Annotated in this window: 24 protein-coding genes and 2 pseudogenes; 12 read left to right on the top strand and 14 right to left on the bottom strand. The window is 34.9% G+C overall.

Annotated features, from left to right (window positions below):
- Positions 1-758 precede the first annotated feature (758 nt).
- The 5 genes from OZD67_RS06025 (at position 759) to OZD67_RS06005 (ending at position 3,544) form a co-directional block, all read left to right on the top strand.
- On the top strand, positions 759-1,070 hold the full coding sequence (locus tag OZD67_RS06025) for an ECH_0659 family protein (RefSeq protein WP_182182845.1): 312 nt from the start codon (positions 759-761) through the stop codon (positions 1,068-1,070).
- 142 nt (positions 1,071-1,212) lie between these two features.
- Positions 1,213-1,761, top strand: coding sequence for a head-tail connector protein (locus OZD67_RS06020; protein WP_182182846.1), 549 nt, complete (start codon positions 1,213-1,215; stop codon positions 1,759-1,761).
- A 157-nt stretch (positions 1,762-1,918) separates the two neighbouring features.
- Entirely contained in the window at positions 1,919-2,329 is a 411-nt protein-coding gene (locus OZD67_RS06015; protein WP_182182848.1) for a DUF3168 domain-containing protein, read from the top strand.
- Positions 2,304-2,693 carry a phage tail tube protein gene (locus OZD67_RS06010; protein WP_182182850.1) on the top strand — a complete coding sequence of 130 codons (390 nt, stop codon included), beginning with the start codon at positions 2,304-2,306 and terminating at the stop codon, positions 2,691-2,693. The genes OZD67_RS06015 and OZD67_RS06010 overlap by 26 nt, the downstream gene beginning before the upstream one ends.
- A gap of 65 nt (positions 2,694-2,758) precedes the next feature.
- On the top strand, positions 2,759-3,544 hold the full coding sequence (locus OZD67_RS06005; RefSeq protein ID WP_182182852.1) for a hypothetical protein: 786 nt from the start codon (positions 2,759-2,761) through the stop codon (positions 3,542-3,544).
- A 329-nt stretch (positions 3,545-3,873) separates the two neighbouring features.
- On the opposite strand, the gene pth is transcribed toward OZD67_RS06005, so the two are convergent.
- Positions 3,874-4,422: an aminoacyl-tRNA hydrolase gene (pth, locus tag OZD67_RS06000; RefSeq protein ID WP_182182854.1), complete on the bottom strand. Its 549-nt coding sequence runs from the start codon at positions 4,420-4,422 to the stop codon at positions 3,874-3,876.
- Entirely contained in the window at positions 4,422-5,033 is a 612-nt protein-coding gene (locus OZD67_RS05995; protein WP_182182856.1) for a 50S ribosomal protein L25/general stress protein Ctc, read from the bottom strand. The genes pth and OZD67_RS05995 overlap by 1 nt, the downstream gene beginning before the upstream one ends.
- Before the next feature lie 145 nt (positions 5,034-5,178).
- On the opposite strand from OZD67_RS05995, the gene OZD67_RS05990 reads away from it, so the two are divergent.
- Positions 5,179-5,478, top strand: coding sequence for an ETC complex I subunit (locus OZD67_RS05990; protein ID WP_182182858.1), 300 nt, complete (start codon positions 5,179-5,181; stop codon positions 5,476-5,478).
- Between the two features lie 465 nt (positions 5,479-5,943).
- Here OZD67_RS05990 and ftsL read toward each other — a convergent pair whose 3' ends face one another.
- Positions 5,944-6,249: a cell division protein FtsL gene (gene ftsL, locus OZD67_RS05985; protein ID WP_182182860.1), complete on the bottom strand. Its 306-nt coding sequence runs from the start codon at positions 6,247-6,249 to the stop codon at positions 5,944-5,946.
- Positions 6,246-7,199, bottom strand: a complete 954-nt coding sequence (rsmH, locus tag OZD67_RS05980) for a 16S rRNA (cytosine(1402)-N(4))-methyltransferase RsmH (RefSeq protein WP_182182861.1) — start codon at positions 7,197-7,199, stop codon at positions 6,246-6,248. The genes ftsL and rsmH overlap by 4 nt, the downstream gene beginning before the upstream one ends.
- A gap of 220 nt (positions 7,200-7,419) precedes the next feature.
- Here rsmH and OZD67_RS05975 point away from each other — a divergent pair, with 220 nt between their 5' ends.
- Entirely contained in the window at positions 7,420-8,631 is a 1,212-nt protein-coding gene (locus tag OZD67_RS05975; RefSeq protein WP_182182863.1) for an MFS transporter, read from the top strand.
- 50 nt (positions 8,632-8,681) lie between these two features.
- Here the strand turns inward: OZD67_RS05975 and map are convergent, their stop codons facing one another.
- Both map and ftsA read right to left on the bottom strand, forming a co-directional pair.
- Positions 8,682-9,464 (bottom strand): type I methionyl aminopeptidase, encoded by a 783-nt coding sequence (map, locus tag OZD67_RS05970; RefSeq protein ID WP_182182865.1) that lies wholly within the window; start codon positions 9,462-9,464, stop codon positions 8,682-8,684.
- A gap of 132 nt (positions 9,465-9,596) precedes the next feature.
- Entirely contained in the window at positions 9,597-10,835 is a 1,239-nt protein-coding gene (gene ftsA, locus OZD67_RS05965) for a cell division protein FtsA (protein WP_182182867.1), read from the bottom strand.
- A gap of 149 nt (positions 10,836-10,984) precedes the next feature.
- Here ftsA and def point away from each other — a divergent pair, with 149 nt between their 5' ends.
- The 4 genes from def (at position 10,985) to OZD67_RS05945 (ending at position 14,218) form a co-directional block, all read left to right on the top strand.
- Positions 10,985-11,524: a peptide deformylase gene (def, locus tag OZD67_RS05960; protein ID WP_182182869.1), complete on the top strand. Its 540-nt coding sequence runs from the start codon at positions 10,985-10,987 to the stop codon at positions 11,522-11,524.
- The gene (locus OZD67_RS05955) at positions 11,514-12,335 is read left to right on the top strand and encodes a uracil-DNA glycosylase (protein ID WP_182182871.1); all 822 of its coding nucleotides are present in this window, start codon (positions 11,514-11,516) and stop codon (positions 12,333-12,335) included. The genes def and OZD67_RS05955 overlap by 11 nt, the downstream gene beginning before the upstream one ends.
- A 592-nt stretch (positions 12,336-12,927) precedes the next feature.
- Entirely contained in the window at positions 12,928-13,455 is a 528-nt protein-coding gene (locus OZD67_RS05950) for a c-type cytochrome (RefSeq protein WP_182182873.1), read from the top strand.
- Position 13,456: 1 nt separating this feature from the next.
- Positions 13,457-14,218, top strand: coding sequence for an alpha/beta hydrolase (locus tag OZD67_RS05945; protein WP_182182875.1), 762 nt, complete (start codon positions 13,457-13,459; stop codon positions 14,216-14,218).
- A gap of 4 nt (positions 14,219-14,222) precedes the next feature.
- On the opposite strand, the pseudogene OZD67_RS05940 reads toward OZD67_RS05945, so the two are convergent.
- From OZD67_RS05940 to OZD67_RS05905, 8 genes and pseudogenes are all read right to left on the bottom strand, one after another.
- Positions 14,223-15,045, bottom strand: a pseudogene (locus OZD67_RS05940) (Rpn family recombination-promoting nuclease/putative transposase).
- 202 nt (positions 15,046-15,247) lie between these two features.
- Positions 15,248-16,045, bottom strand: coding sequence for an ankyrin repeat domain-containing protein (locus OZD67_RS05935; protein ID WP_182182876.1), 798 nt, complete (start codon positions 16,043-16,045; stop codon positions 15,248-15,250).
- Between the two features lie 80 nt (positions 16,046-16,125).
- On the bottom strand, positions 16,126-16,494 hold the full coding sequence (locus OZD67_RS05930; protein ID WP_259346586.1) for a type II toxin-antitoxin system RelE family toxin: 369 nt from the start codon (positions 16,492-16,494) through the stop codon (positions 16,126-16,128).
- On the bottom strand, positions 16,472-16,696 hold the full coding sequence (locus tag OZD67_RS05925) for a hypothetical protein (RefSeq protein ID WP_174132978.1): 225 nt from the start codon (positions 16,694-16,696) through the stop codon (positions 16,472-16,474). The genes OZD67_RS05930 and OZD67_RS05925 overlap by 23 nt, the downstream gene beginning before the upstream one ends.
- 95 nt (positions 16,697-16,791) lie before the next feature.
- Entirely contained in the window at positions 16,792-18,498 is a 1,707-nt protein-coding gene (gene argS, locus OZD67_RS05920; protein ID WP_182182878.1) for an arginine--tRNA ligase, read from the bottom strand.
- Between the two features lie 267 nt (positions 18,499-18,765).
- Positions 18,766-19,227, bottom strand: coding sequence for a hypothetical protein (locus OZD67_RS05915; protein WP_182182880.1), 462 nt, complete (start codon positions 19,225-19,227; stop codon positions 18,766-18,768).
- Positions 19,169-19,981, bottom strand: coding sequence for a hypothetical protein (locus OZD67_RS05910; RefSeq protein WP_182182882.1), 813 nt, complete (start codon positions 19,979-19,981; stop codon positions 19,169-19,171). Before OZD67_RS05910 ends, OZD67_RS05915 begins: the two co-directional genes overlap by 59 nt.
- 397 nt (positions 19,982-20,378) lie before the next feature.
- Entirely contained in the window at positions 20,379-22,094 is a 1,716-nt protein-coding gene (locus OZD67_RS05905; protein WP_182182883.1) for an ABC transporter ATP-binding protein, read from the bottom strand.
- Between the two features lie 361 nt (positions 22,095-22,455).
- Here OZD67_RS05905 and OZD67_RS06650 point away from each other — a divergent pair.
- Positions 22,456-23,294 (top strand): annotated as a pseudogene (locus OZD67_RS06650) (IS3 family transposase); the annotation flags it as partial.

Genomic DNA, 23,294 nt, shown 5'->3' with positions numbered 1-23,294 from the left:
TTTTTTTCTGCTTAGTAAATTTCTTAAACATTTTAGCTAAGGTTAGTTGCACTTAAAAGCAGCTAAATTGCAGTGTTTAAGACTTAAAAAAACGCCAAATACTGAAAATAGACAATGACTAGGGCTTCTTTTGCCTTTTTTTTCGTTTGGTAAATTTCTTAAATATTTATAGCTAAACGACAATCGTCATCCCGCTACGAGTTAGCGGCTAAGAGATACCGCGAATGAATCGCGGTATGACGGTTCGTGGCGGTATATTCGTCATCCCGCTACTTGTTAGCGGGATCTCTTGTTAGCGGCTGAGATACCGCGAATGAATCGCGGTATGACGGTTAAGTAGGGTGTCATTCCAGTCTGGAATCTAGTTCTTATTGTACATTTACTTGGTGTAGAGTTAAGTTTCCTGGATCCAAGTAGTCAAGGCACTGGGATGACACCCTTTTGGATGGAAAGCTACTTTCATGACACCATCATAAAGTAAACCAATGTCAGCTACTCGGATGACAAGAAGAGGGCACTGGAATGACATCACAGGGGCACTGGGATGACAGGAAAAGGAGGCTATTTGTATGACAAGAAAGGGGCTATTTGCATGACAGGAAAAGGAGGCTACTCAGATAACGGGAAGGGGTTACTTGGATGACAACCTATAGCCCTAGCGCATAAAAGTATTTGCAAGTTACATAGTAGTGTGAATTTTTTACTTCGGTAGTTTTTCATTATCATTATAATCATAATAGTAGTTGAGTTTAATTGATATGAAAACTTTTACGAAAAATTTTAAAAATAACGAAAAAAAGCTAGAGGAGTTTAATAAGGAAATTGAAGATATAACAACTACAGCTCAAGATAGATTTGCACATGAACTTGAAAATATCGCATATGACAGTGTGCAAAAATTTCGCAGTCTGCTTGCTAAAGAGTTAAACTCCATCTTCAATAATATTCATTCTCAAAATGTTAATCTACTAAAATCCAGCCTAGTCGAATATGCTATAAGTTCAAATTTTATCAATAAAAAAGGAGAAACAGCTTTAATACGTTCTCTTCTTAATATATTCATACGATAAAACACTCAGAGTTGTTGCTGCACCAATTCAACTTAATTTGAATGCAAGCTGCATAGCTAAAGTAAGTAAGATTTGCCCCACACTGTCACGATAAACGAGGTAAACCTTACTTATTTTAGCTATATCAAAAAGGAGGGTTATCATGTCAACAAGATCTACTTCACCAAGAATACATATGCAACGTAAATCTAAGCCTGAATCTTTTCCAGTTACTTTAGAAGAGGTTAAATCTTTTTTACGTATTGAGAACGACCAGGATGATAAGTTGATTTCAGATCTAATTTTTATGGCAACTAATTATGCTGAGTGGCATATGGAAAAGTCACTGGTGAAACAAACATGGCAAGTTTCATATGAAGATTATGTACCTCGTAGGATCTATTTAAGCTATGGCCCTGTGAGTAAGATAGTATTGGTTACTGCAATGATGTCTAAAGGTCAAGAGAAGAGAACACTTAAGTATTATTTTAGTGATGTAGGGGGCTACGTTGAGTTTTTCAATTATTTGAATGCAATAAGAGTTGATGTTGTATACGAGGCTGGCTATGACAATGTTCCTGAGCAGATAAAACTAGGTATTATGCGGCATGTTTCTGCTATTTACAAAGATCGTGAATCGGGGGTAAGTAGCCATTTGTCTGAAGTGAAGAAGGTGTATTCTCCGTTTCGCGAACCAAAGGTTGTTTTGTAGATAAGGATGAAATATAGCTAAAGTAAATAAGACTTGCCAACGTCATACCGCGATTCATTCGCGGTATCTCTTAGCATAGATCCCGCTAACAAGTAGCGGGATGACGAGTTTGTATCACTGCTTATGTTTTAGCTATATATCTTTACGAGGATTAATCATGAAAAAAATTCAAGCTATAAACGAGTTGTACAATAGTATTTATGCAGCACTAAAAGCAAACTCTGATTTAAGGAAATATGTTACTAACATTTATGACTACTTACCTAAACAGGTCACCATTCCTTACCTGAGATTGCGCGTAGTGAATTATAATAACCTGCATATGCTGTCCAATTTTGCTACAAAGGCAAGATTTTCATGCGACATATATACTTATCATATAAACAGTATGTTTGCCATTATAAGGCATATTAACTTGATACTTAAGAGCATTGAAGGTTTTAGTAGTGAGGCCATTTTAGAAAGTAATTGTGCTATGGATCAGCACGATGAAATTTTACATTCAACAATTAATTTTGATATTTTTATAAAAGGAGGTGATAATGAGCAAATTACAGCTAAAAATTAAAGATCATGATAATAATTTTATTGTGCTAAATAATATACGAAACTTAAGGTTCACTTTGCATAATAACAGAGAAGAGATAAAAGATATTTCTTCTTTTGGCTGGAGAAAAGTGCTCGATTGTGCTGGGAGCAGACACATTACAATAAAAATTAATGGAATTTTAGACTCGGTATTAGCTGATGAATTATTACGTAATTCTGCTATATTAAACTCTAATAATGATTATGAAATTAATTTTAACACTAAGGAAAAGATCAGATTACGGTGTTCAGTTGAACTGTATGAGAGGTATTATGACCCCGCTGCTTTTGACAGTTTTACTGTAATTTTAGCGAGTGCTGAAGTTGTAAACGCTTTTCATTAATGTTAATTTAATTTTTTCATATATAATACTAACTGGTGAGAATTTTAACTAAATTAAAAAAAATCATGAACGACGAAGACCTTTTCGAGGAAGACGGTGATAATATTGAAGAAAATAACGATGATAAAAGAGAGAGAAGTTTAGAAAATGAAAATCAGCAAAATCAAGAAGAACAATACAAAGAGGAAGATAAGCAATACATAATACAGTATATTCAAGACTATTTAAAAGTTTTTGAGGATATTCTAAATCAGATCGACGAAGGAATTGATAATTCGGATAGTTACGAAAGGACTATGCAAATAAAGCGAAGCATAGACAGGCTCATAGAGACTTTATATAGTCAGGCTGCATCTGAAGATATTGATGCAGAATTTGAAACCACAAAGCATACTCGCGATAAATCAGAATCTATGAAAAGAGTTAGAGAGAAAAGAAGGAAACAAGCAATAGAAGAAGTATTAAGTAGCATGTTTGCCCAGCAACAAAAGGAGCTAATGAACGTTAAACACTTAAGTCATGGACATGAAACAGCACATGATGATGAAGCAAAAAAACTAGTGAAGTCTTCAATCAGGGGAATGTTGTTTTCGGTGATTGCTCATAGGATGGATCCAAGAAGGAGAGCAGGGGAAACTGCTGACGATAACGAAAAGCAAGCTCATATATATGGCAGGGAAGCAGTTGGTGGAGCTTTAGGTGCATTATTAAAAACATTTTTAACAGCAGTTACTGCCGTTGTGCGCGAAATTGCTAAGCCACTTCAGCATATCAGCAAACAGGAAACATCTTTTGCAAAACAAGTTGAAGAAAGCAGAAACGCAGATTCACAAAAGGGTCGATCTGTGTAAGATTTCTCCTTGTAATAATCTTTCGATTCTACTGTCTGTTAATTCATAATTAGGGTTATATAGCTAACTGAAAAAAGGTTACCCCAGAAGGGATAAAAAGGTATAAAATGGCTTTAGATAAGGTAGAATGATGCCAAAGTGAGGATCTGAGGGAACGTGTTTTGAAAGTAGTAGACGAGAAAAAAAATGACTATGGAGAAGATAAGCAAGAGAAAAGATAATTGAAAAATTTGGCAATATGTGCAAAGACACAGATACTCGCCGGATTTAAATCCTTACTATTACCTGTTATTTTAATTGTGTGAAATTTAGTTTTGTGTTTCGTAATACTATGCAATCAAATTGATAAAAGCTGTATTATCTCCTTGCAGCATTAAGTGTATATTTTTTGCTATTTTTTCCACTAAGGGAGCAACGTTATCAAAATTTGAAAATTTTGATAATACATAATCTGCTAAGCTTTTTTCATCTTCAGGTCTACCCACTCCAAATCTCAAGCGCCAATAATCGTTGCCAATAAAACTATCTATGGATTTAAGTCCATTATGGCCAGCAGAGCTACCACCTTTCTTTATTTTTATTCTTCCAATTTCCAAATCAGCGTCATCGTGTATGACAACGATATTATCTAGCGATAATTTGTAAAAGTTTCGTACTTTTGCAACAGGGATGCCTGAATTATTCATAAATGAATAAGGCTTTATTAACATGATTTTATTATCATTAATTATGCCAGAAGTTATTAGATAATCGGCTTTTTTAGAAAACGACTGGAAATTCCAATATTTGTAAATTTTATCAACTACGATGAAGCCGATATTATGATGAGTTAACTCATATTGACCACCAGGGTTACCAAGTCCAACTATCAGATGCACTATTCCTCTGTTTCTGCTTGAGGTTTTTCAACGTCACTATCGGCAGCAGAAATTGTAACAATGGTAAAATTTTCTTCTTCATGAGCTACAAACTTAACACCTTCTGGTAATTTTACATCATTAATATGTATAGACTGGCCAATCATTTTACCGGATAAATCAACTTCAATAACCTGAGGTATTTTATCAGGAGAGCATTTAACAGCAATAGAACGACACAAAACATTAAGCACTCCACCTAACTTGATCCCTGGAGCTTTACTTTCATTCACAAATGATAGAGGTATGTCTATTTTAATTTCGCTGCCTTTATCAACAAATTGAAAATCAACATGTTGCACAGTATCCTTTACTACATGCAATTGGATATCGCGAACAAGAGCATATTCCTTTTTGCCTGAAATATTCAGCTCTATCAAATGTACAGAAAGAGAGCCTGATTTATATTGCTTCGTGAATTCCTTTGCAGACAATGTTAAATTTACATTACCATGGCCCTTTCCATATATGATTCCAGGGATGTTTCCTTTCTTCCTTAGAGAATGCATCGCTTTTGTTCTTGTTATATCACGTAACTCTGCATTAATTGTTACTATTTCTTGTTGCGTCATCGATTACTCCTATTCAGCTAATCCTTTTAATGTAATTTAATAATAATATAACATAAAAATATTTATTTCAAACTTCATTCTTTCATACTAATTGTTTGTGAAAGGATTTATTTAGATATATATTTAAGCTTATTTAACAAGAACTATGGGCACTGATGATAAAGTAGTTTTTAGGATTTATAAACCAACAAAAACTGCAACACAATCTGGTTTAGGTAATACAAATCTCTGGCACCTGAAAATTGAATCTAGTTCTTACTACATTGAACCTTTAATGGGTTGGATTGGCTCAAAAGATCCAAAAAAACAGATTGTATTAAAATTTGATTCTCTTGAGAAAGCAGTATTCTACGCAAAAAAACGCAACGTTAAATACGTAATTGAAATGCCAAAAAATGTTAAGAGGCTGCCAAAATCTTACGCAAGCAATTTCATACTAAAGTAAGTTGCACAACAAATGGTGTTATGCAAGTAGCTGACACTGCTCTCCTTTGTCATCCCAGTGCCCAGACACTGGGATCCAGGAATTTTATTAAGTTGGTAAGCACAAAAATAGCTGTTTTACGTTAAAATACAATGTTTTTGATGATTATGGAAAGGCTGGATCCCAGTGTCAAGCACTGGGATGACACCATTTGTTGTAAACTCACTTTTACTCTATGGTCTTGCCGCTATCCTGAACGGACAATGGCGTCAACTTAAGGACACATTTTAGACTTCTTTGTTGAAATAAAACAAAAGTGCTGTTTATTGCACTCTTTGGATAATTTAATGATAAAAAATTTGGAGAGAAATTTTATACACAATCACTGATATTTTCCCTTAAGTTGACGCCATTGCCTGAACGGATACAAAGTAAGTTTTATTGTGATGTGCTTATCTGTAAAAGATAAAGCTTAGTATAACCAATTTAACTCTGGGTTTTAAGTTGTGCTAACACACTGCGGCCATTTAAAGAGTCAAGATTTTTAACCTGGCTAGCCAGTATTAAAGAGTTATTTTTTAGGTATTTCTTTACAAGGCTTACAAGTCTTTTTGGATTATTCAAATAGCTCCACTCTGCTTGTAAAACTTTTATATCACTTTGTACTAAACTAATTTCACTTTTTATTTTTATTAGCTCTCTATTTAATGACTGAACATGTAGTTTTATCTTAAATAGTCCTACAATGCTAAGAAAAAACATAACTATTGAGATGATGCAGAAAGTTCTCATGACAACTTCTGTATAGCTCTTAATTTTGCTGAGCGTGAACGCGGATTTACACTTACTTCTTCTATACTTGCTTTGATCACTTTTTTATTTAGAAAAGAGAATGTCTTACAATCAGTAGATCTTGGCTCGTATAGATCTTTAAAAAAAGTTTTGACTATACGATCTTCCAAAGAATGAAAGGTAACAACAATTAATTTGCCATTCTCATTTAAAATTTCAGATGCAGCTTTAATGCCCCTCTCAAGTTCTCCCAGCTCATCGTTTACCCATATTCTGATTGCCTGAAATGTTCTGGTTGCAGGATCAATTTTGCTTTTTCCACGGAACACCACAGAACGTATAATATTCGCAAGCTCAAATGTAGTTTTGATAGTTTTCTTCTTCCGTGCACTTACTATTGCTCTTGCGATTTTGCGAGAATGATGCTCTCCTCCGTAGTTATATATAGTATTTGCAATTTCTTCTTCGCGTAAAGCGTTAACAAACGTTGAAGCGTTTATATAAGAAGAGTTATCCATGCTCATATCGAGTGGACCATCATGTAAAAATGAGAACCCTCTATCTCCGTTATCAAGCTGCATAGATGAAACTCCGATGTCAAAGATCACCCCATCCACTCCGTTTGATGTCATTCCAGCGCGTGACCAGTTATTTTTTCCAGTATTAAGCACTGGGATGACAGGAAATGGCTCAACGCTACTTAGTATACTTTTAATATTACTAAACTTCTCAATGAATAGTTTTATTCTATCGGGATATCTAACGCTTAAATCATCATAAAACTTAGTTACCGTTTCATCTCTATCAATTGCATATACCTTGCAATCAGCTGACTCCAATATTGCTTTGCTATACCCTCCAGCTCCAAATGTGGCGTCCACGTATATACCACCATCCTGCGGTGATAGTAGTGATAGCATCTCTTTTAACAAAACTGGAGTGTGTGTCATAGTGCTCCATCAAGAGACTCTGTGCATACAAATAAAAATAGCTTCCCACTAAAACATATGGAAATATATAGGCAATAATATAAAAATACTTGAATATAGTCAATGATATAAAAATATTAAGATTTAATAAGATACTATTACTAATATAATGTTCAAATTTTTCTACTATATAAAAAAAAGTAATGTATATTACTAAATACTAAACAAACTATAGAAAATTATGCAGCAAATAACAAAAGTAATATTTTCAAGTTTGACTTGTAACACTTTATTGTGGTATGACCACATGCTTTTTGGCCACTTAATAAATATAATAGGTGGTGTGTTTTTTCCATCGAATGATCGACTAACCAGCGTATTGAAGGCTTTTGGAGTGTTTGCAGTGGGTTTCTTAATGAGACCAGTCGGCGCTGCTATATTTGGTCACATTGGTGATAAGCATGGCAGAAGAGTTGCCTTATTGCTCTCGATTATATTAATGACTTTATCAACTGTATTAATTGCTTTTGTTCCAGGTTATCAAAGTATTGGAATACTAGCGTCAATGCTGGTAGTTTGTTTAAGATTATTGCAGGGTATATCCCTTGGAGGAGAAGCAGGAAATGCACCATTTTTAATAGAACACGCTCCTAAAAACAAAAAAGGATTTTTTGGCAGCATTGAAGTATTAAGCGCAATTTTTGGTTCAGTATTAAGCCTGATAGCAGTACTCATATGCAAAAAAGTATCTGATTTTGAATCTTGGGGGTGGAGATTACCTTTCATTTTCAGTTTAGCAATGGGATTAATTAGCATATATATGAGATATATACTTGATGAAAGCCCAGAGTATAAAAGACAGAAAAACCCATCTAAACTGCCATTAAAAGAGTTATTGAATAGCTATAAAAAACCTTTTCTGATATCAGTTGGGGTTGATATAGTTGAAAACTCATCTCTTTACATATATCTGGTATTTTTCAATGTGCTTACATCAACAATAAATACTCATTTTAACCATATGGTAGAAATACTGAGTCAAATTGCGCTCGGAGGATTGACAATATTGTTTGCAATACTTTCTGATCGGGTAGGAAGAGAAAAAGTTATGAAATTTGCATTTATAGCTTTTGTAATAGTGAGTTATCCAGTTTTCTCAATGTTATGTAGTGGCAATTACTTACTCACTTTTACGGCACATATTCTTTTTATAATTCCAATAGCTGCATCGCTTGGACCTGTTAGTGCACTGATGTGTGAATTATTCCCAACAAAGGTTCGGTACAGCGGATTTGGCTTGTCAAGAAATATAGCTGCTGGATTTTTTGGTGGCCTTGCACCATTTATATGCACAACAATTATCAAAGTTACAGGACAAGAGACTTCAGCTAGTTTTTACATGATTTTCTGTGCATTAATTGGGCTAGTTGCTATATCGCAAATTAAGGATTAGCTTTCTTCAAGATCCAAGTATAGTTGCAGTATAGCAGAGTTTAAAAAAATCTAATTATATGGTGGGAAGTGCCAATTTTTGGGTGATAATGTGAATATTTCAGCACCATCTTTAGTTACTCCGAGCGTATGTTCAAATTGAGCAGAAAGTGAAAGATCGCGTGTTGTCACTGTCCAGTCATCGAGTTTACTGAGCAGAGTCTCATGTTTTCCAGCATTAATCATTGGTTCTATTGTAAAAAACATACCTTCCTTCAAGATGAGATTTTCATCTTGATCATAGAAATGCACTACATTTGGCGGAACATGAAAGACTTTTCCTATACCGTGTCCGCAGTAGCTGCGTACGATAGAATATCCAAAATCTCTAATATATTTCTCTATAGCAAGCCCTATTTCATTTAACTTATTGCCGGGTTTAACTTGTTTAATTGCTTCCATCAATGCATGATAAGTAGCGTCACACAAACGTTTTGCTTTTATTGATGGTTTGCCAACCCAAAACATGCGACTTGTATCACCATGCCAGCCATTTAAAATCACCGTAACGTCAATATTCAAAATATCTCCATCTTTAAGCGGTTTATCATCGGGAACACCATGGCACACAACTGCATTTTTTGAAGTGCAAATTGATTTTGGATACCCCCTATAATTTAGTGGTGCTGGAATTGCACCTGCATTAATTATAAAATCATGACATAGATCATTTAACTCATTAGTTGTCACCCCTATTTTTACGTACGGTGCAATGAAATCAAGAGTTTCAGCAGCAAGCCTGCCAGCCTTGCGCATAAATTCAAAATCTTCTTGTGAGTGTATAGTTATGTTCATATTTTCCATGTCTTATTGTAATTGGTACGCTTACTTGTAAGTACATAAATGTAATAATTTTACGTATTGTGAAAATAAGTCCTATGGATCCTAGTGTCAAGTCATTTGTATGACAAGTGGTAAAACAGAAATCTAGACTGTAACTTTTGATTTAACCCAATGGTACAACTTACTTATTTTACCATCTTGACCGAGCATTCCAGAGTTATTTTTATAAAAAGTGTCAACTATTAGCTTTATAGAACCTATAGAAACAGAAAATACAGGATTTTTATCATATTCGCCATCAAGACCGCTACAAGACTCAGGGCACCCAATTCGAACTTGCTTATTGAATATATAGCCTGCAATTTCCTTCATGCTTGTGAGTTGACTAGTTCCACCTGTGATCACTACTTTATTAATTGGATCTTTCTGCTCTTGAAATTGCTCTCTTACCATTTCAAGTATTTCTTCAACTCTTGGTCTTATGATGTTAATAAGCTCAGATTTGAATACTTGAGTAGGTTCATCATTTTCACTATTTTGGACTGTAATATATTCGTTCTCATCTATTGAAGTTACGATAGTGCTACCATACAGTATTTTTATATACTCTGCACGTTCTATGCTTGTGCATAGCCCGTAAGCAATATCTCGAGTAATATGAACGCCACCAATTGGAACGCTGCTTGCATACACAAGTTTCCCTCTTTTGAAAATTCCAATTGCAGTACACCCACCGCCTATATCAACAATAGCAGTCCCGAGCTCTTTTTCATCTTCACTGAGACAGGCAAGACCTGCAGAATATGCAGAAGCAATACAACCTGCCATATTTAATCCACCATTATTGGTAATACAGTTTTCAATATTGGTAAGTGCTGGACGCGAAGCAGTGACAACATTAACATCAGCAGATAGTCTTTTTCCGTACAATCCACCAACTTCTTTTATGTCAGTCATGTCATCTAAGTGATATTTCAGTGGTATATTGTGAATGATAACATTTTCTTCAATATATTTCTCAAACGTCTGAAAAACCACACGTTTTATATCCCGGTCAGAAATTTCATGATTAGCTGCAATAATTTCATTATGTACATTAAAAGATGAGATACCACATCCAGCAATGCTCACATATATCTGGTCTATAGTTTCCTCTGACACTTGCTCAGCTAAACCTATAGTTGATGAGATGGAGTAATTTGCGTGTTTTACATTAGTTATCGACCCACCGTTTACACCTTCTGCAATCTTATAGCCCGTTCCTATTACTTTATAGCTGAAGTTGCCATTTATTTTAACGATTAGACAAATAATCTTTGTTGTACCTATGTCTAAAACAGCAAAAACGTTTCTCTTTGGTTTTACTATTACTGCAGAGTACATTAGTTAACCTTATTACGCAATTTCATTTAAATTGTAGCTTTCTTTAATAATTTATATTTCTATTATAGATATAGCAACATTTTAATATACACTAAATTCTGGACAAAAGGGAAAGCAAAACATAGAATTATAATTTTTATGTCCATTTTATGTCCACATTACCAATTGTAATTGCCCCTGATGAAAGACTAATCACACGTGCCAGTGAAGTAACAGATATAAACGATAAAATTAAAGAATTAGTAAACGACATGTTCGAAACTGTGTACGATGCAGAAGGTCTTGGCCTTGCTGCAGTGCAAGTTGGGGTGCTGAGGAGAGTTTTTGTTATGGACATTCAGCTCTCTCAAGCTGAAGACGAGCCAGTAGGATATGAATCGACTGGCAAATTTTACATGATTAACCCTGAAATTACGGAATTATCCGATGAACAAGTAATTCTCAAAGAAGGGTGCCTTTCAATTCCAGAGCAAAGCTATGAAATTAAGCGTCCAAAATATTTGACTGTGAAATATAAGGATTTAAATAATGAGGAACAGACGCTAAAAGCTTGCGGCTGGCTCGCAAGGTGTATTCAGCATGAGCTAGATCACTTAAATGGCATATTATATATTAGACATTTATCTAAATTAAAGTATGATATAGCCATGAAAAAAGCACAAAAGGTTAAAAAGCATTATGAGCAATGAAGACCTAGAATTATTAAAATTTTACCATGAAGTGGGCGTTGATTGCACACTAACAGAGGGTGAAGAGGAAAAAAAGTTGGAGAGCAAAGAGGGTGTGCAACCCTCTGTTATCCAAACTGGGACCCAGAAGAAAGATGCAGATACGTGCTGGGGTGACACTAAAGATGGAAAAGACATGTTTCCAAGTGATTGGATAATTGAAGCAAGGAAACTTGCAAGTAAATGTAGTAGTGTGGATGAACTAAGAAGTGCAGTTGAATCATTTGAAGGTTGTGAGATAAAAAAAACTGCAACTAATACTGTCTTTTCCGATGGTAATCCAAACGCAAAAGTTATGCTTGTTGGTGAAGCTCCAGGAGCAAATGAAGACCTTCAAGGCATACCATTTTGTGGTGCAAGTGGAATGTTACTCGATAAAATGTTAAATGCAATCAATCTTGATCGCACTAAGGTATACATAAGCAATACTGTATTTTGGCGCCCACCTGGCAATAGAAAGCCAACCGACCTAGAGCTTGATATGTGCAGACCATTTGTTGAGAAGCATGTTGCACTGGTTTCACCGCAAATTCTAATTTTGGTCGGGGGAATTGCGTGTTATAGTCTTCTTGACAGCACAAAAACTATATCGAATTTGCGTGGTAGATTTCATACGTACACTAACCAATATTTATCTCACTCAATCACTATAGCTGCTATATTTCACCCAGCTTACCTACTGCGTCAGCCAATGCAAAAACGTTTAGCCTGGGAGGATTTGAAGAAGATTAAGGAGTATCTTAATAATACCAATAACTGTACGAATACTTAACACCACTGGTGTCGAGAAGTAGCCCGCAGAAACGAAAAAACTTACTTGACAAACTCCGCCAGCCCCCTTATCATGAAAATGAAGCTATTTATTTATCTTCGCAATCTCTGCAGTGGATTAATGACAAAAAAACTTAATGTATTTGGCGTAAATCATGCTTAATTTTTTGCACTATGTGCACCTCATGTCTTTATAAACACTTCTAGGTTTCTACCTATATAAGCTGAAACGCGCTTATAAAGCGTTTAAGACAGTAAAAGACGTCAAATAGACAAGGGAGAATTTGAATACTAGCCACCCTGGGGTTTCTTTGCCTTTTTTTCCGCTTAGTAAATTTCTTAACGTTTATAATTTAGGTTAGTTGCATTTAAAAGCGGCTGAATCGTAGCGTTTAGAATAAAAAACGCCAATATTTTGAAGTACATATAAATAACTAGTCACCAACGGGGCTTCTTTTGCCTTTTTTTTATTTGGTAAATTTCTTAATGTTTATAGCTGGAGACTCTCATCTTTAGCGAGCTTCAAGGTAATTGGTTGCTATTTGCGAAAATATTCGCATAATTTAAGTAACATTACTTGATAAAAATTAACTATGGAGCTTAATAAGATTGCAGCATCGATTTTACTTTCTGGGCTAATCATTATGATAGTCAGCAACGTAGTTGATATGCTGTATAGTCCAGAGGAATATAAGATTGAACACCAAACGATAGTAACTGCTGGCAGCAATGAATCTCAGCAAAAAATCGAGCAAGTGGCGCTCGATATTGGAACGCTCATGCAGAATGCTAGCTTTGAAAAAGGTAAATCAGCAGCAAAAAAATGCATAGCCTGCCATAGTTTTGAGAAAGGTGGAATGAATAAAGTAGGACCAAACTTATGGAACGTAGTTGGAAACAAAAAGGCCCATCTTGGCAACTCATTCAATTACTCAAAAGCAGTGCTTGAAAGAGGTGGAAAATGGGGGTATGAGGAGCTATTTGCCTTTTTAAAGAACCCAAAAGCCTATATAAAAGGTACACGTATGGCATTTGCAGGTATTTCCAATCCACAAGAAATTGCAGATCTAGTCAGCTATTTGCGTTCGATGAGCGATAGTCCGGTTGCTTTGCCAAAGTAGTATGAATTATTGTAAATTGTTTGATGGAAATAATGGTCACATAGCATATCGAAAGCTACAAGGGAAGAAAGCTTCTGTAGTTTTTTTTGGTGGGTTTGCATCTAATATGGATGGAACTAAAGCAACTGCTATTTACAAGTTTTGCCAAGAAAATGATGTAGCACTTGTGCTATTTGATTATTTTGGTCACGGTCATTCAAGTGGTAATTTTATTGATTACACGATAAGTGATTGGCAAAAAAATTGTGCTAAAGTGATGAGTGAATTAACTAGCGATAAACAAATAATTATAGGTTCAAGTATGGGAGGATGGCTGATGCTGCTCACTGCCCTTCAATCTTCAGAAAAAATTGCAGCATTAATCGGCATATCGCCTGCTCCTGATTTCACTGAAGATTTGATATTCAAGCAATTGTCAGACGAGCAAAAAGAAGAACTAGATTCTAAAGGTGTAATAGATTTTACTTCAGAGCATTGTACATACAAAATAACTAAAAATTTGATCGAAGATGGCAGAAAGAACCTTCTCTTAAATAGAGAAGCAATAGATATAAACTATCCTGTGCGCTTATTGCATAGCATTAATGATAATGATAAAGATGTTCCTTATCAAACTTCATTGAATTTAGCTGAAAAAATTAAGTCAACCGATGTTGAAGTATACTTGATGAAATCAGCAGAGCACAACATGTCTGACAATCACTCACTGAAAGTTTTATTTAAGACCATTAGAGAATTTTTGCCAGCAAAAACATATAGGTAACCGTTCACAGATTTCCACTTAATTCTTCAATCTCACTAATAGAAAGGCCAGTAAACTTGACAATAGTGTCAACATCAACATTATTAGCCAGCATCGCTTTTGCAACTTCAATTTTCCCTTCAATTTTTCCTTTCTCTATACCTTTTTGTATACCTTCCTCTTTAGCAAGATCAAGTCTGTATTCAAGAATGGCTTCTTCTTTGCGCAGATCCATTATTCTTTCTTCATAAGCTACTAGATCTTTTTCATTCCAGTGAAACTTATCTAATTCATCATATGCTAGCTTTATTATTGGTGATTTTTCCGCAATTTTTCTGAGATCTTCGTCCGTTGTTTTATCTGCATATTTGAAAAAAAATAGCCAACGGTCTACTACACTTTCTAGTTGTTCTTCTCTACTCTTAGGAAATTTTGGCAGCTCTATGAAGATAAATTGAAAATCTTTTAAGTCATGCTCATTGGTTTTCTCATCTCTTATGGTATGGCTAGATATATAGTCAAGCTTATCAGGGAATAAGGTACAATTTAAAATCGCGATAAAGTTGTGCACGTTTTTCAAAGCCTTTATCACGAGTGAGCTGCATCTCAATTATATACCTGTTCCCACTAGAATCCCTGCAAAGAACATCAACAATGCTTTGTTTATCAGAAGCAATTTCAGGGTCCATAATGGTGCTTAAGAATTCTACTTCTTGTATAGTATTGACTTCAGTACATCCTAAAATATCGTTCAAAAAGTGCGTAAGAATATTCTTATTTTTTTCAGTGCCAAAGATTTTCTTAAATGTTAAATCTAACTTTGGATCGAGAAATTTTGAAAGAGCCATGGCAAAAATGCTTAAAAATATTAATAACTATACACTATTATTAACAATTATTCAACCATATTTTTAAATATAGCTATACCGCCGCGGCCGCTAACTCGTAGCGGGATGACGGTTGTCAGGCTAGTTGTCATCCAAGTAGCCGATACTGGGATCCAGAAAAAGGATGATGTCATGAAAGTAGCTGATACTGGAATCCAGCAGATCAAGCTTTCCGCTCATCCCCAGTTATGCCTTTTTCTTCTTCCACTTCATCCATTTCAGTACTAGGTTTTAACATCATATATGTGATACCACCAACTGCTAGTGCTGCTATTGCGACTGTGGCTACCGCTATCACTATAGGTATTAACTCAATTGCAACTGTTCCGGTTGCAAAAAGTGCTACTGCTGCAGTGCCTAATAATGCGGTTGCACTACCGGCGTAAATACCTTTTTGGGTTGCTGATGTAGATTCTTTCAGAAGCTTTTTTATTCTATCATCTATAGCTAAGTCTTTTGGAGTCTTGCCATCTTTATTCTTTAATAAAAAATTTGCACCCTTATCTAATAGAGCCTTTACTAAATTTACATTGCCATCCTTAACAGCTATATGCAAAGGAGTATCTCCCAATTTATTCACTGCATTAACCTTTGCACCCTTGTCTAATAGAGCATTTATTACATCTATCTCGCCAATAGCCACATGCAAAGGAGTATTTTTATGATTTTGACTCACTGCATTAACATCTGCACCTTGTTTTATTAGAGCTTTGATTATCTTGATACGGCCTGTGTGAGCAGCTAAATGTAATAACGTGTGTTTATCTTCTTCGTTACCTTGACAAAGAATAGATTGAAATAAGAAGTCCACATGAAAATTGGCTGCTTGCCACTCCTCATAGTCACTTTGGCGTGATTTAAACTGCCCTTTTATTCTTTCAATTATGTTATTTCCATTTAAATCTGTCTGTTCCGCAACTTCAGTGAATACAGTTGAATACTCCCTAAAACTGATCGTCATAACTTTACCCTACTTTGAATAATATTTTGATCATTACATATTGTAACAAAAAAAAAATCAACTCATCTCTTCCAAAGGTTCTATATTAAAGATGGAAAGTCCAGAAGCGATCTAAGGCTTGTATGAGATGAGGTCTTTCTTATATTTTGATTGTGTAATCTTCTGTGTTTGTAAATGTTTTTTCTATGCCCCACTGCAGTAATAAGTACTTTACGTTCTGAATGATTTATGATGTAAATTATACGGTAGTTGCTAACCCTTATCCTATATTGCCCTCTAAAGCTATGACATAAAGGCTTTCCTAGATTAAAAGGATCAACTGTCAGGCGTTTCTTTATGGCCTCCTGAACCATTAATTTAATCTTTGCCGGAAGAGCTGGAATTTCTTTTTCAATAACATTTTTTAAGAATTTTATAGTGTAAGTTTTATTTCCAGATGTTTTCATCATCCTCTACTTCTTCTTCACCTTCAGAGAGGCGATCGTCAGCTATTTCGGATAGCTCTACATCTTCTTCGAACTCTTCTTCCACTAAATCTACTAAAACTTCAGGGATAGTTTTATTTTGAATCTCTGCCATTTCTGTAAGATACTGAGCCAATTTACTGTCAAAACTTACATTAACATTGAGCTTTTTTTGACTGTGAGCCATATATTAACCAGAAAATACTACTATAAACTATAACATTTTTACTTAATTTTGTCAACTTCTCTATTCGTTGAAAAAACAATCTTGCACAAAAAAAGTCAACTCATTTCTTCCAAAGGTTCTATATTAAAGATGGAAAGTCCAGAAGCGATGACGTGTGCTAAGGCTTGGACGAGAAACATTCTTGCAGCGGTGATGTTTAAGTTGTCTTCCAGTATGAACCGCATGTTTAAATCACTCTTGCCATACCCCCATAAAATGTGAAACGCTTCTGCAACTTCAAGTAAGTAGAAAGTAATTCTGTGTGGCTCATAAAGCCTTGCTGCAGTTTCTACTACATCTGGCCACTTTGCTAAGGTTTTTATGAGGAATAGCTCCCCATCGGTCTTTAAAAGTGAAGGATCTGCTGTTGGAAGCTCTTTTGGAGCATTACGCATTAACGAATGAGCACGAGCATGCGCATATTGCACGTAAAAAATAGGATTATCTTTTGACTGTTCTTTAACTTTAGCAAAATCAAAGTCCAAGACCATATCATTCTTGCGTGTTAACATTATAAAACGAATTATGTCCTTGCCAACTTCTTCCACTACATCTCTTGCTGTAAGGAAGTTTCCTGATCTTTTGGACATTTTAATGGGTTTTCTATTTTCAAAAAGGTTTACAATATTATGCAATTTTACCTCTATTTTTACTTGATTATTACTTAATGCATAAGCTGTTGCTTTTAATCTTTTAACATAACCATAGTGATCATTACCAAGCTCTAATACCAAATAATTAAAACCACGTGATATTTTATCAAAATTATAAGCAATTTCCGAGGCAAAATAAGTCCAACTGCCGTCCTCTTTCTTCAATGCGCGGTCAACATCATCACCAAATTTTGTAGAGCGAAATAACATCTCTTTTCTGGGAGTCCAATTTTCGCTTTCTTTACCTTTTGGTTTCTCCAGGTACCCTTCATACACTAGACCCTTGTCAGATAATATCTTTATACTCTCTTCAATTTTGCCACTTTTTTGTAGCTCATACTCTGAAGTAAAAACATCATGACTTACCCCAAGTAAGTTCATGTCTTCCTTTATGATTTCTAAGATAGAACTTAAAGTATATTCCTTAATCACCTGATTATCTTGCTTTTCTAGAAGCTCCTTGCCATATTTTTTAGCTAGCCCCTCCCCTATTGGTTTTAAATATTCACCTGGATATAAACCTTTTTCGATGCTGATTTTTTCTCCCAGAGCTTCCTTATACCGCAAATATACTGACTTTATTAGTGTATCTATCTGCGCTCCAGCATCATTAATATAGTATTCCTTAGTAACTTTATAACCAACTTTTTTCAATAAATTTACCAGAACGTCACCAAATACGGCTCCTCTTGCATGACCAATATGTAGTGGCCCAGTTGGATTTGCAGATACAAACTCAACATTGATGGCCTGATTGTTCCCTATATCTAGGGTGCCAAACTCTGTTTTCAGCTCATTTATTTGTTTTAAAATTCCATGCCATACTTCTATTTTTAAGTGCATATTGATAAAACCAGGGCCTGCTATTTCCGCTTTTGCAACTTCATCAAAAGCTTTAAATTCTCTTGCTAACATCCCTGCAATCTCGACTGAATTCTTCTTTTCATGCTTTGCAAGCACCATAGCAACATTTGTATAGATATCACCATGTGCTCTATTGCTTGGAGACTCTACAATAAAATTTGCCGCACTTGTATTTATGACACCCCTTTGCTTCAACTCATTTAATTTGCTGGAAATTAGAGAGGAAACCTGTTTGAAAATGTTCATCAACTAGAAAAACTATGAAAACCTATAGCAGTATAGCGAATAAGTGGGGCTAGTTGAAGGTTTATCTTATCTCTACTTTTTATAGCTAACCCAAGAAAGGTTTTCCTACGTCATACCGCGATTTATTCGCGGTATCTCTAGATCCCGCTAACAAGCAGCGGGATGACGAATTTTTGTTTTTCAAATTATCGGTAAATCTAAGTCACTTTAGCTATATTTGGTGTAAGGCGACCTTTTCTGGGTTGAAAGACCCAGAAAAGTTATAGTTTATATTAAGATATTGTCGGAATCATGGTAAGAGAAAGTCTCATCTTGATTGTCACCAACACTAGGGGAATAAGACCTTTTTTCTACAGAATTATCAGGAATTTTCAACGTTACTTCCTTGTTAGAAGTCCATAGAATTTTATCTATGATTTTAGCATATTCCTGACATTTTGCATTACTTCCACAGTCTTTCATTGTACCATCACGATTTAAGTGAGGTTTTAATTGAGAGTAGTATATTCCAGTGTTGTTACCATCTTTGTCTATTATTTTGTTATAATAATCAGCAATTATCAATGGTGATTTTAATTTTGCAACTATAGTTTTACCTGCACATTCTTCTAATTCCTTTCCCTTAAGGTTTAATACTAAATTAGGACACTTATCATTGAGAAAGAAGTTTTTACTGTATATAATCAGCAGAAGGTGCAGTGGAAGGACAACAAACACTCGTTTTATCACTCTGAAAGTCCTCTGGACATCTTAACCCAGCATCCCCTGTTTTACCTCCTTTATTACACCACATATTGCTTGGCGCAGCCCATGTGTAGTTTATGTTGCTTCCACACTTGGTATTTTCTTTGCTTTCAAAAGTTATAGCAAAATTGTCTGCATGGTACTGTTTAGTATTTTTCGTGTAAAAATGATCCACAATCTCTTTATTGCTCATTAAGTCAGGGAGAAATTGCTTCAAAAGATCTTTTGTAAACCAACCAGGCTGACCGACCTCACCGCGTGATTTATAATATCCTGCATAACTTGAACAGTTAACATTATCAGTAGCATGTTTTTCAGTTATCAGCATACTTTCTATGGCTCCTTTACTTCCACCATCAACTTCACCTGTCCCTTTCTTATCACACTTACAATCTATCTCATCTTTTATTTTATTTTTTATTTCCTCCTTAGTCTTATCATCAATTTTGCAAGTTTCGCACTTAAGATCTTTCTCTAGTTCACTTTTTATATTTTTCTTCAGTTCATTCTTAGTCTTAACATCAATTTCACACTTATGACCTTTCTCTAGTTCACTTTTTATATTTTCCTTCAATTCATTCTTAATATTTTCCTTCAATTCATTCTTAGTCTTATCATCATATGAATCTATAATAATATTAACTCCTAATGTATCACTGGTACAGCACGTATTAAATGGCAACGGACATATATAATTTGTATTTTCCTGATTCGGACCAGAAAGATTTTTTGCTAGCATAAAGTACCTCCATTGGTAAATGAGATTATTAAAAAATTAACTATAGAGTGGAAGCATGTACTAACAATTTACACACTTCATCACTTTGATATAATATCAACAGCACCCTCTGATACTGATGGAAAGAAAAATAGGTTTTAACCTCTTTTAAATCTAACACAGAAGAGTTTATTACTTCCACACATGCATCACACATGAAGAATTGTTTTCACAGCTGCCCATAAGTTTACCGTTACGCAAGCTGTATCTACAGGAGTGCATGAAGATGAAAAAATTATGGGTCATAATAATCCTCTAAAAAATACTATTACATTATTATAAGTTAAAATGATTAAAAATTTTATAATTTTAATTGTAAATCTAGCATATCAACTAACGATGTGATTTAAATTTTCTTTCAATTCCACTGTATCTTCGCCAGTTTTGCATATAGCCCGTCTTTACTTATTAGAGAGTTATGAGTTCCTACTTCTTCTACTTTTCCATGATTAATTACTATAATCTTGTCAGTTTTAAGTGCGGTTGATAGTCTGTGTGTAATTACGATTGTTGTTCTGTTTTGCATTAACTTGCTCAATGCTTTTTGCACGAGGTTTTCACTTTTATAATCAAGGGCAGAGGTTGCTTCATCCAGTATTAAAACCTGAGGGTTTTTGAGTATAGCTCTTGCTATTATAATACGTTGTTTTTGCCCCTCAGAAAGTTTTAATCCTCTTTTTCCTACAAATGTATCAAATTTATCAGGCAGCTTATCAATAAATTCCATCGCATAAGCACTGATAGCTGCTTGCTTCACTTCCTCATATTCAGCACCCGGTTTGCCATATAGTATATTTTCCATTATTGAGCAAGAAAATATCATGTGATCTTGTGGCACTAAGCCAAACAACGATCTGAGGTCATTTAGTGCAATTGACTTAATATTGTGCCCATCGATAGTAATGCTACCTTTGTTTGGATCATGAAAACGGAGCAGAAGCTTTAAAATGGTGCTTTTACCACTGCCAGATGGGCCAACAATTGACACTGCTTGACCTGCCTCTATAGAAAATGATACGTTATTTAACGCTGGCTTATCAGACTGAGATTCATAAAAAAATGTTACGCCATTAAACGAAATTCCTTTTTGAACACTACAAATTTTTATAGGATCATCGGCATCTGCTATAGAGCTTTTCATATTTGTAAATTCAAATAAACGCTCTACTATTCCAAGACCTCGTTGTAAATCACTGATATTATCGCTCAAATTATTTATAGCTCCTGCCGCAAGCGCTGAATAAAACACAAATGAGGAGAGTTCTCCAATAGTTATATTATTGCTTAAGACTTCTTTAATACCGAAGAAGAGCAAAACAACTAGTGAACCTATCACACACGTGATAACTAGAGTTACTAAAATAGCACGCAAGAGTACTAATTTTACGTATGATTTTGATACTGAGTTTAAATGTTCCTTAAAACGGATTTTTTCGTTTTCTTCGAGTACAAACGATTTGATGGTTACGATAGACCGAAAATTTTCCTCACTAAGTGATGCAAGCTCACTTAATTTATCCTGGGCAAAGCGTGCATGGCTACGCACTTTTTTTCCAAGTGAGGTCATGATAATGAGTAGTATAGGTATTATTGCGGCTGCATACGCAGTTAGTTGTATATTTGTATATAATAACATGGCAACACTACCAATCAGAATCACAAAATTTCGTAATATGGTGAGTAGGCTGCTATTTATTATTGATTGCAGCACAGAGGTATCAGTAATGAGTGCTGAGATAACATCTTGTACGCCTGTGTTCTCAAAGAAGCTTGGTTGTAAATTGGTAATACTGCTATATAAGTTGTATCTGATTCGTGCGATAACTTTCTCGCTGCCAATGCCAATGAAATATAACCGAGTAAATGCAGTGAGAGAAATGGCTAAAACTATAAGTATTGCAACTAATAGTTTGGTAGTAAAATCGTGCTCTGTGCCAGAATCAATTATATTGCTTAAGCCTCTGCCAAAGAGGAGGATCGTTAAGGCTGAAAATAAAACTGCAATAAAAGCTATGATGAAATAAGATAGATTAGGCTTTATATAGCAAAATAACTCTCTAATATTAGATCGCATCGTATTTTGAAGTTTCTGGAGTTAAGTATATAGATTTTAGTTTCAGGGGAAAGGGGAAAGGTGTAGCACAATAGCTAACGTCATACCGTGTTGCAATTTTTAAGCAAAGTGATGTTGTTCAAGTAGCTGACACTTGGGGTCTATGTTTTACACGCTGGAATGACAAAGTGAGTGTGCGTAGGTGTCATCCCAGTACTTGATACTGGGATCCAGGTTGGATACTGAGTTGATGAGTATAAAAGTACAGCTAACACGTCATACCGCCATGGTATCTCTTAGCCGTGACCTTACCCAGAAAAAGTAGAGAGGAAGTTAAGACGTTTTTGAAGTAAAATAGAACGTTTTTTCAAAGAGGTGTAATATGGGAAACAGAAGGGAATATATAATAGAGTTTAAATTGGAAGCAATAAAACTAGTAAGAGAAACAGGTCAACCGTCAGCAAAAATAGCAAGAGATTTAGGCATGAGTGGAGATTTATTAAGCAGATGGGTAAGAAAATATAATGAAAAAATGTCAGAAGTAGATGCATTTCCAGGCAAAGGAAAGTTAGCTACTTATGACAAAGAAAGGTTTGACTTAAAGAAAGAGTTAGCAAGAATAACTAGGGAAAGAGACATTTAAAAAAAAGCCCTGGGATATTTTGCCAGCCAAAAGGAGTAAAATATTCTTTTATAAAAGAGCATAGAAGCAGCTATAAAATACAGGAGTTATGTAGGTTTTTAAATGTATCTGCTTGTGGTTATTATAAATGGGTTGCTCAGGAGAAAAGCAATAAAGAATTAGCAAGAGAGGAGCTTCTAGCAGATATTCAAAAAATATATCAAGCATCACAATGCAGGTACGGAGCTCCTAAAATCCATGCTGAACTAAAAGCTTTAGGCAAAAATTATAACATCAAAACAGTGCAAGATGTAATGCAAAAAAATGGCATTCAAGCTAAGCTTAGAAGAAGATTCAAAACTAAAAAACAGCAAACAGACAGTAGGATTATAGCTCCAAATATCCTGGATCAAAATTTTACTACGGACCAGCCCAATAAGGTATGGGTAACTGATATTACTTATATAAAAACCAAAGAAGGCTGGCTATATTTGGCAGCAATAATTGACTTATATTCACGTATGGTAGTTAATGAGTAGTTCAATGGATAAACAATTAATTATAGATGCTTTATTTATGGCTGTTAATAAACGCAAACC

Source organism: Wolbachia endosymbiont of Drosophila nikananu (assembly GCF_028981865.1).
GTDB lineage: Bacteria > Pseudomonadota > Alphaproteobacteria > Rickettsiales > Anaplasmataceae > Wolbachia > Wolbachia pipientis_B.
This window is presented reverse-complemented; position numbering and strand designations above follow the sequence as displayed.